The organism is Micromonospora zingiberis, assembly GCF_004331455.1.
GTDB lineage: Bacteria > Actinomycetota > Actinomycetes > Mycobacteriales > Micromonosporaceae > Micromonospora > Micromonospora zingiberis.
In genome coordinates this window covers 29934-48093 of sequence record NZ_SJJR01000026.1, presented here as the reverse complement: position 1 = coordinate 48093, position 18160 = coordinate 29934, and the positions used below count along the sequence as shown (strand labels likewise).

Here is an 18160-nt window from a genome sequence, read left to right as displayed (position 1 = left end):
ATCTAGCTCGACCCGTTCAACCGGGCGGCGACCGATCGCCAGTCCAGCGCCGCGGGCAGCGGTGCCAGGGCGACGCCGGCATCCTGGAGTATCCGTAGATGCCTTTCATAGCTCGGATGACTGGCCAACTGCGCTTTGACGTTGGGGAAGGCGTAGACCGGGATGCCGGCGCCGAGTGTCTCGTTGAGGATGCCGAGGGCGAGCGTGTCGTTGATGCCCTGGGCCCACTTGTTGATGACGTTGAACGTCGCCGGCACCACGACAACGGCATCTGCCGAGGGGTGAGGCTCGGGCTCGCCCGGCTTGCGCCACTGGACCCGAACGGGATAGCCGGTCTGCTGTTCGAGCGCCTGTCGCTCGATCCAGGTGGCGGCGGTCGGTGTCGCGGTCACGCAGACCGTCCAGCCATCCGCTTGCAGCAAGTCGACCAGTTCGCCGATCCGAAGGACGGGCGGAGCAGCGCAGACGACCAGGGCCAGCACCCGTCCGGTCATGTCAGCAGCCCGGCTCGCTCCGCCAATGGCCGCAGCCCCGGCGTCGCCGTCCGGCGCTCCTTGGCCAGCAGGTCGAGCAGCACCGTACGGGCCTGAACGTTCACCTGGACACATTCGGCGGCGACCCGTTCCGCTTCGAGGAGGTGAAGCACCGAGATGGCTCGGTCGCCAGCCGAGCCCAGCACAGCCTCGGCCATGTCGATGTGCACCTGAGCCCGCCGACCGGTCAACACGGTCGGCAGCCGGGACGTGTCGAGCCGGCTTCCGATCTCCAGGGCGAGTTCGCCGTTGCCGGCCCTGTTAGCGGTGGAGACCTCGTGAATGACGACATTCGTCGGGCCGAAGCCGGTCCAGAGCCGGTTCCGATCGGTTCCAAGAATGCTCGCCAACGTCTGGGCTCTGGTCAGGAAGTGTGCTGCCTCCTGCGAGTTGCCCTGGCCAGCGGCCATGACCGCCGCCAAGAGGAGCAGCGCACCATGGGCGGAGAGGAGATCGGGGCTGGTTACCTGGCCCGTGGCGGCCAGGTGGTCGATGCTCGTTCGGACGATCTGGTCCGCATCGGCGCTCCGGCCCGGCAGCCGCATCAGTCCGCAGGCCACCTGGTAGGCGGCGACCGCCGCCAGTGGCCTGTCGTTGGCGATCCGCGCGGCGGTGGAGGCACGGTCGGCGGCGAGGATTGCGGTGTCGCCGTCGCCCACCTTGACTGCCAACTTCGAGGCGGCGACGTAGGCGGCGGCCAGCATTCGGAAGGCTCTCGTGCGGTGGATCCCTGCGCTGCTCTCGGCGAAGGCTGTCGCTTGACTGAGTACGTCCGGCAGCAGTAGCGCAGCGGACGCGTAGCTCGCCCGCTGGTACTGGTTGTGCACCCTGCCGACCGCTCGTCGTACCTCCACGGCGGACAGCCCTGGTGGCGTGGCTGGGGCAAGGTATTCGGTGAGGAAGGTGCGCAGTCCGGTCAGCAGGTCAGATCTCATGGCGCCAGTGGCTGGGTCATGGCTCCGGTCTCGCATGGCCTGTCCTCGATGCCTAGCCACTGACACGTCGGCGAGCATGCCGTCGAGTTCATCCAGGCTTGAGCGCCACGATCGGACCTCCCTGCGCCTTTGTCGTCACTGTAGTAACGGTCTGCTGACGCGGCGAGTACGCAGATGCCTCATTCCTGCGCCATGGTGGCCTCGCGAACGCTGTAGTACCTGGTCAATGCGTTGTCAAAGCTTCAGTGAGGCCCGGGACGGGTGCTGGGCTCCGGTGACGTCGACCCGAGCGGCGTACGCCGTCCCCGCCCGTCTCGGTGCCAATAGCCAGGGAGGGACAGTTTCTGCGTACCTGCGTGTGGTGTGACGCCCGGGGCGACGGCGCCGGTCGCTGCCGTCGTCGCGACGCGCACGACGGACCGTGCGGGGGTGGTGCGGACCAGCTCGGATGCGGGCGAGATTTGTGCGCGCGGTGACGGGTCGGGTGCGGAAGGTTGCCATATTCTGATTGCTCGATCAGCGGCAGCGATTGGGTGGAGAGCGGATGCGTGACCTGCTCAGGTCGGCGGTGGGGGAGCGGTTGGGGCTCGCCGGGTACGACGCGGACTTCGCCGTGGCGGTGGACGCGGTGGACGGTCCGATCCTGCGGACCCAGCGGTTGCAGACGCTGCGGGAGCCGGGCAATCCGGCCTGGGAGGCGTTCGCCGAGGGGGCCTGGGACGAGGCGTTGCGGCTCGCGGCCGAGCCGGATCCGGAGACGGTACGGTTCTTCGACCAGCTCGACAAGGCCGGCTCGGGGCTGCGCCGGCTGCGGGTGGTGGACCGCCCGCTCAGTGCGTACCTGCTGTGGGAACTGCACGTGTTGCGGCATCGGGCCGAGGCGGGTGAGCGGATCCGGGTGCTCGGCGCGGACCGGCTGGCCGGGTTCGAGGACAAGCATGGCCGGATCCCCGAGCTGATGGTCCTCGGTGACCGCGTGCTGTACGAGGTGATGTACGACCCTTCGGGTACGCCGGTCGGCGCCCGGAAGGTGGTCGAGCCGGGGGTGGTGCGGGCCTGCCGGTTGCAGATCGAGTCCCTGCTGGACGAGGCGGAGCCTTTCGAGGCGTACTTCCGGCACGAGGTGGCGGGGCGGCGACCCGGCGGGTAGCGGCCATCGGCCGTCACCTGGGAGCGCTGCTGAACTGATCAAGTAGGACGGTCCGTATGCATGGTCATGCGGACGACGGAGTTGGTGGCCTGCCAGCGCAACGCCTTCGACTGGCTCGGGCCGGCCGGCGTACGCACAGTGGTGCACCGCTGGATGCGCCTGGTCGCCGCCGACGCGGAACTGGCGCCGTACCTGCTCGGGATCGACCGGCCCCGGCTCGCCACCCACCTCGCGGCGCAGCTGACCACGGCGCTGGGTGGCCCGGCGGGCGCGGCGCGGCCGGCGGGCGGGGCGTGGCGGCGGTTGGGGTTGACCGAGGAACAGCATCTGCGGGTGCTGGACTACCTGGCGGCGGTGTTGTGGATGCTGGACCTGCCGGTCGACACGATCACCGCCGCGCAGCGCATCGCCAGCGCGGAGCAGAACTGACCGCGTGCCCGGCGTCACCAGGTCGAGGCCGCCTCCGGACAGCGCAGCCGACGTCGGTGCCGCTGAGTAGGGTGCGGGGACCGCAGGTGAGAGGGGGCGACGATGCAGACCGAGCTGACCGTGCCGCCGGGCGTCGAGGCGGACCGGGTCATCACGGCCGTGCTGGCCGACCTGCGTTCCGGTGACCACCGGGGCGTGGTGGTCGACTCTCCGCCCGGGGCGGGCAAGTCGACCCTGGTGGTGCGGGCCGCCGTGGAACTGGCCGGCACCGGCGAGCCGCTGATGGTCATCGCGCAGACCAACGAGCAGGTGGACGACCTGATCGACCGGCTCGCCCGGAAGGCTCCGGAGCTGCGCGTCGGCCGGCTCTCCGCGAGCGACTACCGGCCGTCGGCGCGGGTCCGGGCGCACGAGCAGGTCCGGGTAGCCGCGAAGGTCACCGACCTCGCCGCCGCGGCCGTCGTCATCGGTACGGCCGCCAAGTGGGCCACGGTAAGCGAGGGTCGCTGGCCGTGGGCGATCGTGGACGAGGCGTACCAGATGCGTTCGGACGCTCTGCTGCGGGTGGCCGGCAGGTTCGAGCGGGCCCTGTTCGTGGGGGATCCGGGGCAGCTCGACCCGTTCTCCACCGTGGAGGTTGGTCGGTGGGCGGGGCTGACCTGGGATCCGATGCAGTCGGCGGTGGCGGTGCTGCTGCGGCACAACCCGCACCTGCCGGTGCACCGGTTACCGGTGTCCTGGCGGCTGCCCGCCTCGGCCGCGTCGGTGGTGTCGCGGGCGTTCTACCCGTTCACCGGGTTCCGGGCCGGCACCGCCCCCGCCGACCGGGCACTGCGGCTCACCGGTGCCGGGCGCGGCGACGCCGTCGACCGGGCGGTGGAGTTGGCGGTGGAGACCGGCTGGGCGCTCTACCAGTTGCCGGCGCGGCACACCCTGCGTACCGATGCCGAGGCCGCCGCCGCGTGTGCCGCGCTCGCGCTGCGGGTGCTGGCGCGCGGCGCGGTCGCGGTCTGCGAGCAGGCACCGGACGGCGCCCCGGTCACCGCGGACCGGATCGCCGTCGGGGCCGCGCACCGTGACCAGGTGGCGGCCATCCGGGCGCAGCTGGGTGAGGCCGGAGCGGGCATCACCGTCGACACCGCCAACCGACTCCAGGGCCGGGAGTACGAGCTGACCATCGTGCTGCACCCGCTCTCCGGCCGGCGCGACGCGACCGCCTTCCACCTGGAGTCGGGGCGACTCTGCGTGCTCGCCTCCCGGCACCGGCAGGCCTGTGTGGTGGTGGCCCGGGCCGGCATCGGTGAACTGCTGGACGCCCATCCGTCGACCGACGTGCCGCAACTGGACGTGCCGGTGAAGTTTCCCGACGGCTGGGAGGCCAACCAGGCCATCCTGACCCACCTGAGCGGGGCGGCGGTGCGCCGCTGAGCCCAGGGCTCCTCGGGGCCGCCCGGGATGTCGGTCCGGTCGGCTACCGTCGGTTGCCATGGGGGATCGGTCCGGCGGAGAGATGATCGGCCGGGAACATCCGGCCGGCCTGCTACGCGCGGAGGCCGACCGCGCTGCGGCCAGTCACGGTGGTCTCGTGCTGGTCGGCGGTGAACCGGGCATCGGCAAGACGACGCTGGTGACGGCCGCCGCCGACGAGGCCCGCCGGCAGGGCGCGTTGGTGCTCGGCGCCGCCTGCTGGGATTCGGCCACCGCCCCCGGTTACTGGCCCTGGTTGCAGGTGCTGCGTGGACTGCGCCGGTCAGCAGCCGACTGGGCGGTGGCCCGGGAGTCCGCCGAGCCGGCTCTCGCGCTGCTGCGCGGCGAGCCGGCGCTGACCCGGCCGGCTGTCGAGCTGACCCAGCCGGCTGTCGAGCCGGCGCTGCCGGCGGGCGGGCAGGACGGGGTCGACCAGGAGGCGTTCGTGCTGTACGACGCGGTCACCTCCGCGTTGGTGGCCGTCTCCCAACGCCGGCCGGTGCTGGTGGTCCTGGACGACCTGCACTGGGCCGACGCGGCGTCGGTGCGGCTGTTGCAGTTCGCCGCCCAGCACACCTGGTTCGAGCGGCTGCTGTTCGTCGGCACGTACCGGGACGCCGAGGTCGAGGCGGGTGATCATCCGCTGCGTCCGCTGCTGATGTCGCTGACCGCCAAGGCCACCACGATCACCCTCACCGGCCTGTCCCGGGACGAGGTCGGCGTGCTGATGGCGCGGGTCGCCGGGCGTGAGCCGACCGCCGACTGCGTCGAGGACGTGTACCGGCGTACCGGTGGCAATCCGTTCTTCGTCGAGCAGACCGCCCGGCTCTGGCACGTCGAGGGCGTGGTGAGCAGCACCGCTCCGGGCATCCGCGAGGTGGTCCGCAAGCGGCTGGACCACCTGCCCGCCGCCGTGGTCGACGTGCTCACCGTCGCCGCCGTGCTGGGCCGCGAGTTCCACGGCGCGGTCCTCGCGGCCAGCGGTGGCCTGCCGTCGACCCGGCTCGACCAGCTACTCGACATCGCGGTCAGCGCCCGACTCGTGCTCTCCGGCGGCGCCGCCCGGTACGCCTTCGTGCACGACCTGGTCCGCGAGACGATCTACGACGGGCTGCTGGACGGCGAGCGCGAGGAGCACCACGCCGCCGTGGTCCGCGCCGTCGACGAACACACCGCGCTCGGCGAGTGGCTCATCCCCGCCGACCTGGCTCGGCACGCCTGGCTCGCCGGTGATCGCCTCGATCCCGATCGCCGCGCCGAGCTGCTGCTCGCCGCCGCCCGCGATGCCCGATGTCGGCTCGCGATGGAGGAGTCGGCCGTGCACCTGCGTCGTGCGCTCGTGCTGACGCGCAACGACACGCAACGCGTCCGGATCATGCTTGAGCTGGCCGACCGGCTCTTCCACCCGGCCGATCGGGCCGAGGCGAGACAACTGCTCGCCGAGACCGCCGCGCTGGCGTTGGCGGTCGACGAGCCGGCCCTGCTCGCCCGGCTCGCGGTCAGCCTCTACCGCCACTGGCAGCGTGACGCCCAACTCGCCGTCGACACCGAGGCGTTGCTACGGGAGGCGTACCGCCGACTCGTCGGCGATTCCGACGCCGACCTCCCGGTCGACACCCTGGAAGCCGACCTGATCGCCGCGACCGAAGCCCGCGCCCGCAGCAGCCAGGACGACGAGGCGCTCAGCCTCAGTCTGTGGGCCCGCCACGACGCCGCCTGGGGGCCGGGCACGGCGGCCGACCGGGCGGCGCTCACCGCCGAGATCCGTGAGCTGGCCCGCCGTACCGGCGATCAGGAAACCGAGCTGTGGGCGACCTCGCTGCGCTGGGTGGCGCTGCTGGAACTCGACGACCCCCGCTACCAGGACGAACTCGACGCCTTCCTGACCGCCGCCCAGACCACCGGCAAGCCGCGGCACTGGGTGGCCACCAACATCGACGGGGGGATCACCAGCGCCTTCCGGGGTGACTTCGCCGCTGCCGAGGGCTGCTACGCCGAGTTGGGCCGGATCGACGGGTGGGAGTACGACGAGCACATCGGTCAACACCTGCACTGGTCGCTGGCGCTGCTGCGGGGCCGGGTAGACGAGGCGCAGGAGTTGCTCGACGGGCTCGACCCGGCCGAGAACGAGACGGTCGACCTGCTCCAGGCGATCACCGCCGCCGAACGCGGTGACCACCAGACCGTCGCCCGGCTCGTCGCGCAACTGGAAGCCGCCGGTGCCGCCTACCCACGGGCGATCGTCGCGCTCTGGCTGCGGGTTCGTGCCCAGGCCACGGTCGGCGACCCGGCGCGCTGCGCGGACGCGCGGGAGGCCCTGCTGCCGTACCGGGGGCAGTGGCTGGTCGCCCTGTTCGGCTGTGACATCCATGGTCCGGTCGACCATTGGCTGGCCGTGATCGACGCCGTGGACCAGCGGTGGGACGAGGCGGTGGCCGGGTTCTCCGCCGCCCGCGACAGCGCGGACCGGATGGGTTCCCGACCGTGGTCGGTCATCGCCCGTACGGCGTTGGCGGACGCGCTCACGGCCCGGGGCGGCCCGGACGACGCGGCGGTCGCGGCCAGCGTGCGCCGGGAGGCCGAGCGGGAGGCCCGCAGCCTCGACATGCGACAGGTGCTGGCCCGGCTCACCACCCCCGCGCCGAGCGGATCGGCTCCGGAACCGCCGCCGCCCGCTGCGGTGCCGGCCGGATCGGGGGCGCGGGTGGCCGCAGCCGGCTCGGGGTACGAGTTTCGTCGGGACGGTGCGGTCTGGCGGCTCACGTACGGCGGCACCACCGCGTACCTGCCGGATGCCAAGGGGCTCAACGACCTGCGCCTGTTGCTCGGCCGCCCCGGTGTCGACGTGCCCGCCGTCGAACTGCTCGACCCGGCGGCCGGGCCGGAACTCGTCGCCGCCCGCCGGCTCGGCGGTGACGAGATCCTCGACGAGGAGGCCAGGAACCGCTATCGGCGGCACCTGACGCTCCTCGACGACGAGATCGACCGGGCGGCGGCCCGGGACGACGAGTCGAAGGTGGCGGCCCTCGACACCGAGCGGCAGGCCCTGCTCGACCAACTGCGGGCCGCCGCCGGCCTGGCCGGGCGTACCCGCCGCATCGGCGACGAGGCGGAACGGGCCCGCAAGACGGTCACCGCCCGGATCCGGGACACCCTGCGCCGCCTCGACCAGCAACACCCGCCGCTCGCCGCCCACCTGCGGCACACGATCTCCACCGGTGCCGCCTGCCGCTACCTGCCCACCGAACCCGTACCCTGGCGCCTCTGACCGGGATCCCCGCGCCACGGTACGGGTCGGTGTGTGGGTCAGCGGCGGTTGTAGCGGTACATGGTCAGGGTGCCGAAGACCACGATGAACAGCGCGCTCCACGCCACCATCCACGCCATGCTCGATGCGTCCGTGGTGCCGCCCATGGCGGCCCGCACCGACGACACCAGGTGCGTGATCGGATTGGCCTTCACGAACGCCTGGAGCCAACCGGGCATGGTCGACGGGTCGACGAAGACGTTGCTGAGGAAGGTCAGCGGGAACAGCACCATCATGCTGACCCCCATCACGGACTTCTCGCTGCGCAGGACGAGCCCGAAGAACGTCCACACCCAGGAGAACGCGAACGAGAAGATCACCAGCAGGCCGATCCCGGCGAGGACGCCGAGCACGCCGCCGTCGGGTCGGAAACCGAGCACCAGCCCGACGCTCAGGATCACCACCGCCGCCAGCACGTAGCGGAGCACGTCTCCGACGATCATGCCGACCAGCGCGGCGGGCCGCCACACCGGCAGCGTCCGGAACCGGTCGAAGACCCCCTTCTCGATGTCGGTGTTCAGGCCGACCCCGGTGTACATGGTGATCATGACGACGCTGGTGACCATGATGCCCGGCAGGAAGAACTGCAGGTAGTCACGCGGGCTGTCGGCGAGCGCCCCGCCGAACAGGTACGTGAACATCAGCACCATGATGATCGGGAACGCCGTCACGTCGAAGAGCTGCTCCGGAACGTGCTTGATCTTCAGCAGTGCGCGCCAGCTGAAGGCCAGCGAGGCCGCCAGTGCGCTGGGCCGGGGCGGTCGCTTGCCCGGGGCGAGGACGGTCGCCAACGCCTCGGTCGACGGGACGTAGACCGTCGGCGCCCGACCGGTCGAGGTCGCGGTGTCGCTGCTCATCGGGCTGCCTCCAGGGCATCGTCGCGCTCGGCCTCGGCCGGCACGGCGGGATGGTCGGTCAGGGCCAGGAAGACCTCGTCCAGGCTCGGCTGGCCCAGCGAGAAGTCGTCCACCACGATCCCGGCGCGGGACAGTTCACCCAGCGCCCGGGCGGCCTGCGCGCTGGCGTCCAGGTCGCTGCCGTCCCCGCCGACCCGGGCGGTGATCGCCACCGGATCCGGCTCCAACTGCACCGGTACACCCAGCGTCGTCCCCAGCAGCCGCTCGGCCTCCGGCCGCTGAGCCGCGTCCCGCAGCCGCAGGTGGACCGTGCCGGAGCCGACCGACGACTTCAGCTCGCCCGGGGTGCCCTCCGCGATCACCCGGCCGTGGTCGACCACCGCGATCCGGCTGGCCAGCTTGTCGGCTTCGTCGAGGTACTGGGTGGTCAGCAGGACGGTGGTGCCGTGCGCCACCACCGCCCGGACGATCTCCCACACCTGGTTGCGGCTGCGCGGGTCGAGCCCGGTCGTCGGCTCGTCAAGGAACAGCAGGTCGGGCGTGCTGAGGATGCTCGCCGCGATGTCGATGCGCCGCCGCATGCCACCCGAATACTTCTTGACCTGCCGGCCAGCGGCGTCGGTCAGCCCGAAAGCGGCCAACAACTGCTCCGCCCGCTGCTGGGCGGCCGGCTTGCGCAGGCCGAGCAGCCGGCCCAGCAGGATCAGGTTCTCCGTGCCGGTCAGGTCCTCGTCGACGGAGGCGTACTGGCCGGTCAGGCTCACCCGGGCGCGAACCGCGTCGGCCTCGGTGACCACATCGTGGCCGAACACCCGGGCCTGCCCGCCGTCCGGGCGCAGCAGGGTGGCCAGGACCCGGACCGCCGTGGTCTTGCCGGCGCCGTTCGGGCCGAGCAGCCCGTACACGGCACCGGCGGGTACCGCCAGGTCCAGGCCGGCGAGCGCGTGGGTCTCGCCGAACGACCGGGTCAGCCCCGCGGCCTCGATGGCGAGGCCGGTGGCGCGTCTACTCATGATCTCGTTTTCCTTCCGCTTTCCGACTCCTGCGGGGCAAGGCACCGGCGGCACGCCCATGTCCTCAGCCCGCATGCTGCCCCACCACAGCGCACGCGTACGACATAAATTCCGCAGCGTGGCCGGTCGACAGCTACAACGACGGCGGCCGGCGGTGGTGGTAACCAGCTTCGCCCTACTGGCGCGAGACGGCGGCCAGCCGCCGCTAGATCAGATCTAGCGGCGGCTGGCCGAACGGACTCACCGTCCCTGACCGGCAGTGGCCTTGAGCCGCTGCCGACCCCCGTTACGCGGCGGAAACGAGCCGACCCACCCGACCCACCAGGCTGCAACCTTGAGCGCGCTTCAGGTCAAGCCTTAAAAGCGGAGGGCGGTCAGGCCGGGACGAAGTCGAAGGTGTCCGGGTGCGGGCCGGTCCGTCCCTCCTCGCCCCGGTCCAGCAGGGTGATCCGTTCCATGGTCGCCTCGTCCAGCTCGAAGTCGAAGAGCCGGAAGTTCTCCTCGATCCGCTTCGGGGTGATCGACTTGGGGAAGACGACGTCGCCGCGCTGGATGTGCCAGCGCAGCACCACCTGGGCCGGCGTACGGCCGAGCTGCTCGGCGATGTCGGCGATGGTCGGGTCGTCGAGCACGGCACCCTGCGCGATCGGCGACCACGCCTGGGTAACGATGCCGTTCTTCGCGCCGTAGGCCCGCACCTCGTCGTTGGTCATGTACGGGTGCGCCTCGATCTGGTTGACCGCGGGCACCACGTCCGTCTCGGCGGCCAGCCGTTCCAGGTGCGGCACCTGGAAGTTGGACACGCCGATGGACCGGGCCCGACCGTCGGCCTTGAACTCCTCCAGCACCTTCCAGGTGGAGACGAAGTCACCGTCGTAGCGGGTCGGCAGCGGCCAGTGGATCAGGAACAGGTCGAGGTAGTCGGTGCGCAGCGCGTCCAGCGAGGCCTGGAACGCGGTGCGGGCGTCGTCGGGGCGGTGGAAGTTGTTGTTGAGCTTGCTGGTGAGGTAGACGTCCTCGCGGGCCAGCCCCGCCGTGCGTACGCCCTGCCCGACCTCGGCCTCGTTGCCGTATCCCTGCGCGGTGTCGATGTGCCGGTACCCGACGTCCAGCGCGCGGCGTACCGCCTCGGTGGTGTCGGCCGGGTCGATCTGGAACACCCCGAAACCGAGCTGCGGGATGGTGTTGCCGTCATTCAGCGTGATGTCCGGAATCGTGCTCGCCATTGCACCGGCATACCCGCTGACGTCGGGATTCTCACGCCAACCCGCCGGTGCCGGCCTCGATCGACCGGGTTTCGGGGCTCAGCGCTGCCGCAGGGCGGTGGAATCGAGCCGGTAGCCGATGGTGTGGTCGACGATCCGGTCGACCAGTTCCGCCTTGCGCAGCCCACCGACGCCGCGCAACTCCAGGTGCGCGGCCAACGCCCGCAACTGCCGCAGCGACCAGCCGCCGAGGTACGCACCACCGTCGGCACGGCTGGTGGTGGCCGCCAGTCGCTCGCCGGCCCGGATCGGGTCGGCGGTGCCGTCCCGGCCGTTCACCGGGGCCGCCGATCGGGCTGGAGGTTGTCGAGGAACTCGGTGGCGAGTTGGCGTAACTCGTCGCGGACGGCGGGGACGGTGACCCGGTCGCGGAGCACCACCGGCACACCGCGTGGGGTGTTGGTGGCATAGAGGGTGACGTTCTCCCGCAGCGCGGTCGAAAAGACCGGCAGACCCAGGTTGCGTACCTGGTCCATGTAGCTCTGATGGGTGGCGATCGGCTGTCGCGACAACAGCTGGATCATCGTGAAGACCACGCCGGCCACGCCGGGCGCGACCTTCTGATGCCGGCGTACGGTGGCGAACCGCCGGGCGTCGGCGTTGTACTGCTCGACCAGCTCCCGCACGTTGCCGTGCAGGTAGTCGATGCCCAGGGTGGACAGGTAGTCGGCCTTGGCCGGGATGACCAGGTGGTCGCTGGCGATGATGGCCGACTGGGTGACCACGTTGAAGTTCGGCGGGCAGTCGATCAGCACCAGGTCGTACGGATCCAGCCCGTCGGCCAGCAGGCCCTCGGCGAGCGAGCCACGCACCCGGAACAGTTCGGCGTCGTACTCCTCGCCGCCGGCGACGCTGCGGGCCAGCGCCAGGTCGATGTCGACAAGTTGCAGATGCGAGGCGATCAGGTCGAGCCGACCGGCACCGGACAGCCGGGAATTGGCGGGACCGGGCGACACCACCAGATCACCCAGGGTGACTACCGGTTCGCCCTCGCGTAGGCCGTCGTACCAACGCTTCACGGTCCGGCCGTCGCGCAGCCGTTCCCGCCAGTCGTCCGGGTCGTAGAACCCGAAGGTCAGGCTGGCCTGCGGGTCGAGGTCGATGAGCAGCACCTTCATCCCACGGTTGGCCAGCTCGGCCCCGAGGTTGGCGGTCACCGTGGTCTTGCCGACCCCGCCCTTGTAGTTGATCACAGACACGACGTACATCGACGTACCTCCCCAGACCGGGAACGGTAGCCGATGTGGATCATCTGCCGCCGCGCACCGTTGGCGCTCCGTCACCATCGGCTGTCCGTAATGGTCGGCTTTGGGGTGGGCGACACCCGTGCGGCTGCCGTCGTGGATCTTCGGCTGTTAGGGTTTCCGCACGTCGAAGGCGCTCTGTGGGGGAGGAAATCGACGGTGGTTATGGCGTTCCGTGACGCGCTGGCCCAGATGTTCAAGGCACGCTTTCCGATTCTCTACGTCGAATCATCCGAGGAACAGCGGGTCATCGCCGAGGTCATCGCCGTCGCGCACGACGCCGCGCAGGTGCGTACGCCCCGGGCCGTGTGGACCTGGTCGCTGACCACCGGGCTCGTCCAGCCCGACGGCGCGCCCCGCCAGGGCACCACCGAACCCGAGGCCGCGCTCGACGCCGCGCTGCGGATCGACCAGCCGAGCGTACTCATCTTCAAGGACCTGCATCCGTCGCTCGGCGCCGGCGGTCGACCGGGCAGTCCGGGCCTGATCCGGCGGCTGCGTGACCTGGTGGCCGCGTTCAAGTCCGGTCCGGTGCCGCGCACCCTGGTCCTGGTCTCGCCGGTGCTGCACATCCCGGCCGAGCTGGACAAGGACGTGACGATAGTCGACTTCCCGCTGCCCACCGAGGCGGAGATCCGGCAGGTGCTGGACGGGATGATCGCCGCCAACTCCGCCAGCGGCCGGATCCAGATGGTGCTGGACGACCTCGGCCGGGAGCGGTTCGCCAAGGCCGCCCTGGGGTTGACCCTGCACGAGGCGGAGAACGCCTTCGCCCGGGCGATGGTCAACGACGGGGTGCTCGACAGCCGTGACCTTGAGGTGGTGCACGAGGAGAAGCGGCAGACCGTCCGCAAGTCGGGGCTGCTGGAGTTCGTCGACGCCGACGTCAACCTCGACGACGTCGGTGGGCTGGAGAATCTGAAGCGGTGGCTGGCCAAACGTGACGGATCCTGGCTGGCGGAAGCGGCGGCGTACGGGCTGCCCGCACCACGGGGCGTGCTGATCACCGGGGTGCCCGGCTGCGGCAAGTCGCTGACCGCGAAGGCGATCGCGGCCGTCTGGGGCCTGCCGCTGCTGCGGCTGGACATCGGCCGGGTCTTCGCCGGGCTCGTCGGCTCAAGCGAGCAGAACATGCGCACCGCCATCCGTACGGCCGAGGCCAGCGCCCCCTGCGTGCTCTGGGTCGACGAGATCGAGAAGGGCTTCTCCGGAGGGGCCGGCGACTCCGGCACCTCCACCCGGGTCTTCGGTTCCTTCCTGACCTGGATGCAGGAGAAGAACCAACCCGTCTTCGTCATCGCCACCGCCAACGACATCGAGGGGCTGCCCCCGGAACTGCTCCGCAAGGGGCGCTTCGACGAGATCTTCTTCGTCGACCTGCCGACCCGCGCCGAGCGGGCCTCGATCTGGCGGGTCCACCTCGCCCGACGGCTGCGCAACCCGGCCGTCGCCGGTGGACTCACCCTCGACGACCCGCTGCTCGCCGAGCTTGCCGAACTGAGCGAGGGCTACTCGGGAGCCGAGATCGAGCAGGCGGTGATCGGCGGACTCTTCGACGCGTTCTCCGAGCGTCGCCCGCTGCGCCGCGACGACCTGGTCCAGGCGGTGGTCAGCATGGTGCCGCTCAGCGTCACCCAGGCCGAACGGATCGACGCCATCCGAAGCTGGGCCGACGCGCGGGCCGTCGCCGCGACCGCCGCCGAGGACTGGGACGGTGGTGCGCGGCCCGGCGCCGACGCCCGCCGCAGCGCCGCCGTACCGCCGGGCTATGCCGATGGCGGGACCCTGCCCGCCCCGGGGCACGGGCCCGCCGCCGGTTACCGAAACGGTCCCGCCCTGCCGGGACCGGCCGGTGGTATCCCGCCCGGTCCGCGCGGCCAGGGCGGACGGGCGGTGGAGTTCTGATTTCCGCGCCGAAGAGGACGCAGGAGCGACGATGAGTATCTCGCTGGTACTACTGCCGCTGGCCGTCGCTGCCGTGGCGGCGGCCCAGGGCGTCTCCGCTGCACGTGACCGGCAGGGCCGGATGGTCTGCCAGGTGCAGACCCGGATGCGGGACGAGACGCTGCTCGCCGCCGCACTGCACGACACCGCTGCGGTGGTCAGCGTCGACCGGGACGCGATCACCGCCGACTGGACGGGCGTGCGGGCGAGCTTCCAGCGTGGTGCGGACGGCATCTGGTCGGCGCACTTCACCGGCGAGGTGGACGAGGAGCAGGCCGTCGAGGTGGTCCGGGCCGTCGACGCCGCGTACGGGCGGCAGGTCCAGCAGGCGGTGCTGGAGCGGCTGCGCCAGCAGGCTCCCGCCGCCGGACTCCGGCTGGAGTCCGAGCAGGTCACCGAGGACGCCAGTGTGCGTCTGGTGTTCGCCGTCGAGGGCAGGTCCTGATGGCCGGGCGACCGCGAATCGTGATCACCGTGGACAGCTCGGGCATGGTGAGCGCCGAGACCCGGGACATCCTCGGCGACCGGTGTCTGGACTATGTCGGTGTGCTGGAGGACCTGCTGACGGCCACTGCGGTCAGCAGCGCCTACACCGCCGACCACGCCCGTACCACCACGACAGTGCGACAGGAGGACCGTGATGTCGAGCGCGCCTGAGCCGGGATGGCCGCATTCGCCGGCTGGCCATCCGTCGGCGGGTCATCCGTCGGCCGGTCATCCGCCGGCGGGTCATCCGTCGGCTGGGCAGACGCCACCGCCGGCCGCGAGCTTCTCGTGGCGACTGAAGCACAGTTGGTGGCTGCTGTTGCCGGTGCTCGGCCTGAGCTGTCTCGGTGGCGTCGGCTTCCTCTACGTGGGTCTGCGTGCCCGGCGACCGGCCTGGTGGATCGCCGGCATCGGCTACCTCCTGATCGGCTGGACCGCCTTCATCCTGACCGGTGAGGCCCAGCGGGGCAGTGGTCTCGCCGACTGGATGGCCGGCCTGGTGCTGGTCGTCTGGATCACCAGCATCGTGCACGCCTTCATGATCAACTCGGCCTGGCTGCGCTGGCGGGCGGGCTACCGCCCCTGGTACACCGAGCAGCGACCCGGAGGGCCCAGCGGCGCGTACCCACCTGGCACGCTCGCGCCGCCACCCGGCCTCAGCCCGGCCACCCCACCGGCCCAGCCGACCTCCCCGGGGTTTGCGCCGGTCGGGTCGGCGCAGCAGGCGGCGGCCTACTACGGGCCCGGACCGGCGGCAGCAACCGGGCCCGCGCAGGGGGCGGGGCCGGTCGGCCCGCTGGATGTCAACGCCGCCCGGCTGGACGATCTCGCCGCGCTGCCCGGCTTCGACCCGCAGCGCGCCCGGCAGGTGCTGACCGAGCGGGACCGGCGCGGCGGCTTCGGCAGCCTGACCGAGTTCACTGCCGCCGCCGGCCTGGCTCCGCACGAGTACGCCCGACTGCGTGACCTGCTGGTCTGCCCGCCGCCCGGACGACCTGCGGCGGGGCAGCCGCCGCAGGGGCGCGTACTGGATGTCTGAACCCGGCCCGGCTGCGCGCCGCGCGGCGGAGACGGTGTCGCTGGCCCGGTTCCTCGCCGCCACCCGGGCCGAGGGACCGGGCGAGCGGACCGCCATCTGGGTGCAGGGCTGCGCCATCCGCTGTCCCGGCTGCTTCAACCCACAGCTGTGGAGCTTCCGGGGCGGCACCCGGGTCAGCCCGGTCGAGTTGGCCCGCCGGGTGCTCGACGCCGGCACCGACGGGCTGACGCTGCTCGGCGGGGAACCCTTCGACCAGGCGGCGGCCCTGGCCCGGGTGGCCGCTGCGGTGAGCGCGGCCGGACGCTCGGTGATGACCTTCACCGGCTACACCCGAGCGCAGTTGGCGGCGGCGGTCGACGCCGGCCGCGACGACGTCGCCGCGTTGCTCGCGGCGACCGACCTGCTGGTGGCCGGCCCGTTCCAGGCCGACCGGATCGACACCAACCGCCCGTGGGTGGGCTCCACGAATCAGGAGTTCGTGCTGCTCAGCGATCGTTTCCCGGGCCTGTTGGATGAGCTGTCGGGCAGCCCGGACCGGGTCGAGGTCACAGTGGACCGGGCCGGGCGGATCGCGGTGAACGGCTGGGCCGAACTCGATGCCCTCGACGAGCTGTTGGCGGGCCTACGCCGGTAGCGGTGTGCCGAGGTGGCCCGGTGACGACAGTGGAGCCCGCGCCGGCCAGGGCAATCCCCGGGGCAGGTGGCGTGCTGAGCCGAACGTCTACCGGCCTCGGCTGAACAGGCACTTTGACTTGCCGCCCGGGTGCACCAGGATTGCACAAACATCCGGCGCACGGGGGTGCGGGGAGCCGGATACCCAAAGAGGAAGGACGTGGCACATCGTGGTGCCTTTCTCAGGCCGGAGGGTGTTCGCCGCGATCGCGGCCAGCACGCTCTTGGGCACGGTGGCTCTGGTCAGCCCGGCGCAGGCCAGCCCGAACAACAACACGGTCGCAAAGCTGACCAAGGCGGTGACGGTCAAGGGGGTCCTCAAGCACCTCGACAAGTTCCAGTCCATCGCCAACGCCAACAACGGCACCCGCGCCTCCGGCACCCCGGGCTACGACGCGAGCGCCGACTACGTGGCCGGGCTGCTGAAGAAGGCCGGCTACCAGGTGAGCCGGCAGCAGTTCGACTTCGCGTTCTACGAGGAGTTCGGCTCGTCGTTCGCCCAGGTCACGCCGACCCCCACCACGTACACCGACGGGGTCGACTACACCCTGATGGACTACTCCGGCGCCGGTGTCGCGCAGGGGCTCGTCGTCCCGGTGGACCTTGCCCTCAGCCCGCCGCGTGCGTCGTCGTCGGGCTGCGAGGCCAGTGACTTCGCCGGCGTGGACGTGGTCGGCAAGATCGCTCTGGTGCAGCGCGGCACCTGCGCGTTCGGCGACAAGGTCGCCAACGCGGAGGCCGCCGGTGCCATCGGCGCGATCGTGATGAACCAGGGCAACGGCACGCCGGAGGCCAACGCGGACCGCTACGACCTCTTCGCCGGTACCCTCGGCGCCCCGGTCGGCATCCCGGCCGTCTCGGTGTCGTACTACACCGGTGAGCAGTTCGCGGCGACGACCGGCCTGGTCGTGCGGATCGAGGCCGACACCACGTCGGAGATCCGCAGCACCGAGAACGTCTTCGCCCAGACCAAGCAGGGCCGCACCGACAACGTCGTCGTGGCCGGGGCACACCTCGACTCGGACCCGGCCGGGCCGGGCTTCAACGACAACGGCACCGGCAGCGCCGCGCTGCTCGAGGTCGCGCTCCAGATGGCGAAGGTCAAGCCGTACAACGCGGTCCGCTTCGCCTGGTGGGGCGCGGAAGAGGCCGGCCTGATCGGCTCGCAGTACTACGTGGACAGCCTGACCGAGCAGCAGGTCGCCGACATCGCCCTCTACCTCAACTTCGACATGATCGGCTCGCCGAACTACGTGTTCGGGGTGTACGACGGTGACGACTCGGCGCAGGAGGGTGCCGGCCCGGGGCCGGAGGGCTCGGCGGCGATCGAGAAGGTGTTCGAGAAGTTCTTCGCCTCCCGGAAGCTACCCACGGTGCCTTCCGACTTCACCGGTCGGTCGGACTACGGCGCGTTCATCGACGTCAACATCCCCGCCGGTGGCCTCTTCACCGGCGCGGAGGGTGTCAAGACGGCTGAGGAGGTCGCGCTCTTCGGTGGGGTGGCGGGGGTCGCCTACGACCCGTGCTACCACCAGGCCTGTGACAGCCGTACCCCGGTCGCCGACGGCGCCGACGCGGCGGTCTACAAGTCGCTGGGCAAGAAGTACAAGCTGCACGGCAACGTCAATGTGTTCGCGCTCGACGTCAACTCCGACGCCGTCGCCGCCGCGGTGATCACGTTCGCGTTCGACACCTCGGCCGTGAACGGCGTGCCGGGCAAGGCGCCCGGCAAGGGCAAGGGCAAGGGCAAGTCGCACGGCCACAAGCACGGCCACAAGCACCACTGGAAGTAGACATCTGCCCTGACCGGGCCGGGTAC

17 protein-coding genes are annotated in these 18160 nt (G+C 71.3%); 10 read left to right on the top strand and 7 right to left on the bottom strand.

Annotated elements, in window-relative coordinates:
• Nucleotides 1-2 precede the first annotated feature (2 nt).
• Nucleotides 3-494, bottom strand: coding sequence for a flavoprotein (locus tag E0H26_RS26280; RefSeq protein WP_131308391.1), 492 nt, complete (start codon nucleotides 492-494; stop codon nucleotides 3-5).
• Nucleotides 491-1360 carry a transcriptional regulator gene (locus E0H26_RS26275; RefSeq protein ID WP_131308388.1) on the bottom strand — a complete coding sequence of 290 codons (870 nt, stop codon included), beginning with the start codon at nucleotides 1358-1360 and terminating at the stop codon, nucleotides 491-493. Before E0H26_RS26275 ends, E0H26_RS26280 begins: the two co-directional genes overlap by 4 nt.
• A 652-nt stretch (nucleotides 1361-2012) precedes the next feature.
• Between E0H26_RS26275 and E0H26_RS26270 the strand changes: the two genes are divergently transcribed.
• The 4 genes from E0H26_RS26270 (at nucleotide 2013) to E0H26_RS26255 (ending at nucleotide 7782) form a co-directional block, all read left to right on the top strand.
• Nucleotides 2013-2618 carry a DUF6879 family protein gene (locus E0H26_RS26270; protein ID WP_131308386.1) on the top strand — a complete coding sequence of 202 codons (606 nt, stop codon included), beginning with the start codon at nucleotides 2013-2015 and terminating at the stop codon, nucleotides 2616-2618.
• Nucleotides 2619-2678: 60 nt separating this feature from the next.
• Nucleotides 2679-3047 carry a globin family protein gene (locus tag E0H26_RS26265; protein WP_240742388.1) on the top strand — a complete coding sequence of 123 codons (369 nt, stop codon included), beginning with the start codon at nucleotides 2679-2681 and terminating at the stop codon, nucleotides 3045-3047.
• A 102-nt stretch (nucleotides 3048-3149) separates the two neighbouring features.
• Nucleotides 3150-4475, top strand: coding sequence for an AAA domain-containing protein (locus E0H26_RS26260; RefSeq protein WP_131308383.1), 1326 nt, complete (start codon nucleotides 3150-3152; stop codon nucleotides 4473-4475).
• Nucleotides 4476-4533: 58 nt separating this feature from the next.
• Nucleotides 4534-7782: an ATP-binding protein gene (locus E0H26_RS26255; protein WP_131308380.1), complete on the top strand. Its 3249-nt coding sequence runs from the start codon at nucleotides 4534-4536 to the stop codon at nucleotides 7780-7782.
• 38 nt (nucleotides 7783-7820) lie between these two features.
• Here the strand turns inward: E0H26_RS26255 and E0H26_RS26250 are convergent, their stop codons facing one another.
• From E0H26_RS26250 to E0H26_RS26230, 5 genes are all read right to left on the bottom strand, one after another.
• On the bottom strand, nucleotides 7821-8678 hold the full coding sequence (locus tag E0H26_RS26250) for an ABC transporter permease (RefSeq protein WP_131308377.1): 858 nt from the start codon (nucleotides 8676-8678) through the stop codon (nucleotides 7821-7823).
• On the bottom strand, nucleotides 8675-9691 hold the full coding sequence (locus E0H26_RS26245) for an ATP-binding cassette domain-containing protein (RefSeq protein ID WP_131308374.1): 1017 nt from the start codon (nucleotides 9689-9691) through the stop codon (nucleotides 8675-8677). Before E0H26_RS26245 ends, E0H26_RS26250 begins: the two co-directional genes overlap by 4 nt.
• Nucleotides 9692-10065: 374 nt before the next feature.
• On the bottom strand, nucleotides 10066-10917 hold the full coding sequence (locus E0H26_RS26240; protein ID WP_131308371.1) for an aldo/keto reductase: 852 nt from the start codon (nucleotides 10915-10917) through the stop codon (nucleotides 10066-10068).
• Between the two features lie 78 nt (nucleotides 10918-10995).
• The gene (locus tag E0H26_RS26235; RefSeq protein ID WP_131308368.1) at nucleotides 10996-11235 is read right to left on the bottom strand and encodes a Rho termination factor N-terminal domain-containing protein; all 240 of its coding nucleotides are present in this window, start codon (nucleotides 11233-11235) and stop codon (nucleotides 10996-10998) included.
• Nucleotides 11232-12164, bottom strand: a complete 933-nt coding sequence (locus E0H26_RS26230) for a ParA family protein (RefSeq protein ID WP_131308365.1) — start codon at nucleotides 12162-12164, stop codon at nucleotides 11232-11234. The genes E0H26_RS26235 and E0H26_RS26230 overlap by 4 nt, the downstream gene beginning before the upstream one ends.
• 201 nt (nucleotides 12165-12365) lie before the next feature.
• Here E0H26_RS26230 and E0H26_RS26225 point away from each other — a divergent pair, with 201 nt between their 5' ends.
• From E0H26_RS26225 to E0H26_RS30160, 6 genes are all read left to right on the top strand, one after another.
• Nucleotides 12366-14105 (top strand): AAA family ATPase, encoded by a 1740-nt coding sequence (locus tag E0H26_RS26225; protein WP_240742391.1) that lies wholly within the window; start codon nucleotides 12366-12368, stop codon nucleotides 14103-14105.
• A gap of 31 nt (nucleotides 14106-14136) precedes the next feature.
• A complete protein-coding gene (locus tag E0H26_RS26220; RefSeq protein ID WP_131308362.1) occupies nucleotides 14137-14589 on the top strand; it encodes a hypothetical protein in 453 nt (150 codons plus the stop codon).
• On the top strand, nucleotides 14589-14801 hold the full coding sequence (locus E0H26_RS26215; RefSeq protein WP_131308359.1) for a DUF2997 domain-containing protein: 213 nt from the start codon (nucleotides 14589-14591) through the stop codon (nucleotides 14799-14801). Before E0H26_RS26220 ends, E0H26_RS26215 begins: the two co-directional genes overlap by 1 nt.
• A complete protein-coding gene (locus tag E0H26_RS26210; protein WP_131308356.1) occupies nucleotides 14785-15669 on the top strand; it encodes a ComEA family DNA-binding protein in 885 nt (294 codons plus the stop codon). Before E0H26_RS26215 ends, E0H26_RS26210 begins: the two co-directional genes overlap by 17 nt.
• Complete coding sequence (locus tag E0H26_RS26205) at nucleotides 15662-16303, top strand: 4Fe-4S cluster-binding domain-containing protein (protein WP_131308353.1); 642 nt, start codon at nucleotides 15662-15664, stop codon at nucleotides 16301-16303. Before E0H26_RS26210 ends, E0H26_RS26205 begins: the two co-directional genes overlap by 8 nt.
• Nucleotides 16304-16511: 208 nt before the next feature.
• Nucleotides 16512-18134 (top strand): M28 family metallopeptidase, encoded by a 1623-nt coding sequence (locus tag E0H26_RS30160; protein ID WP_240742387.1) that lies wholly within the window; start codon nucleotides 16512-16514, stop codon nucleotides 18132-18134.
• The last annotated feature ends 26 nt before the right edge of the window (nucleotides 18135-18160 follow it).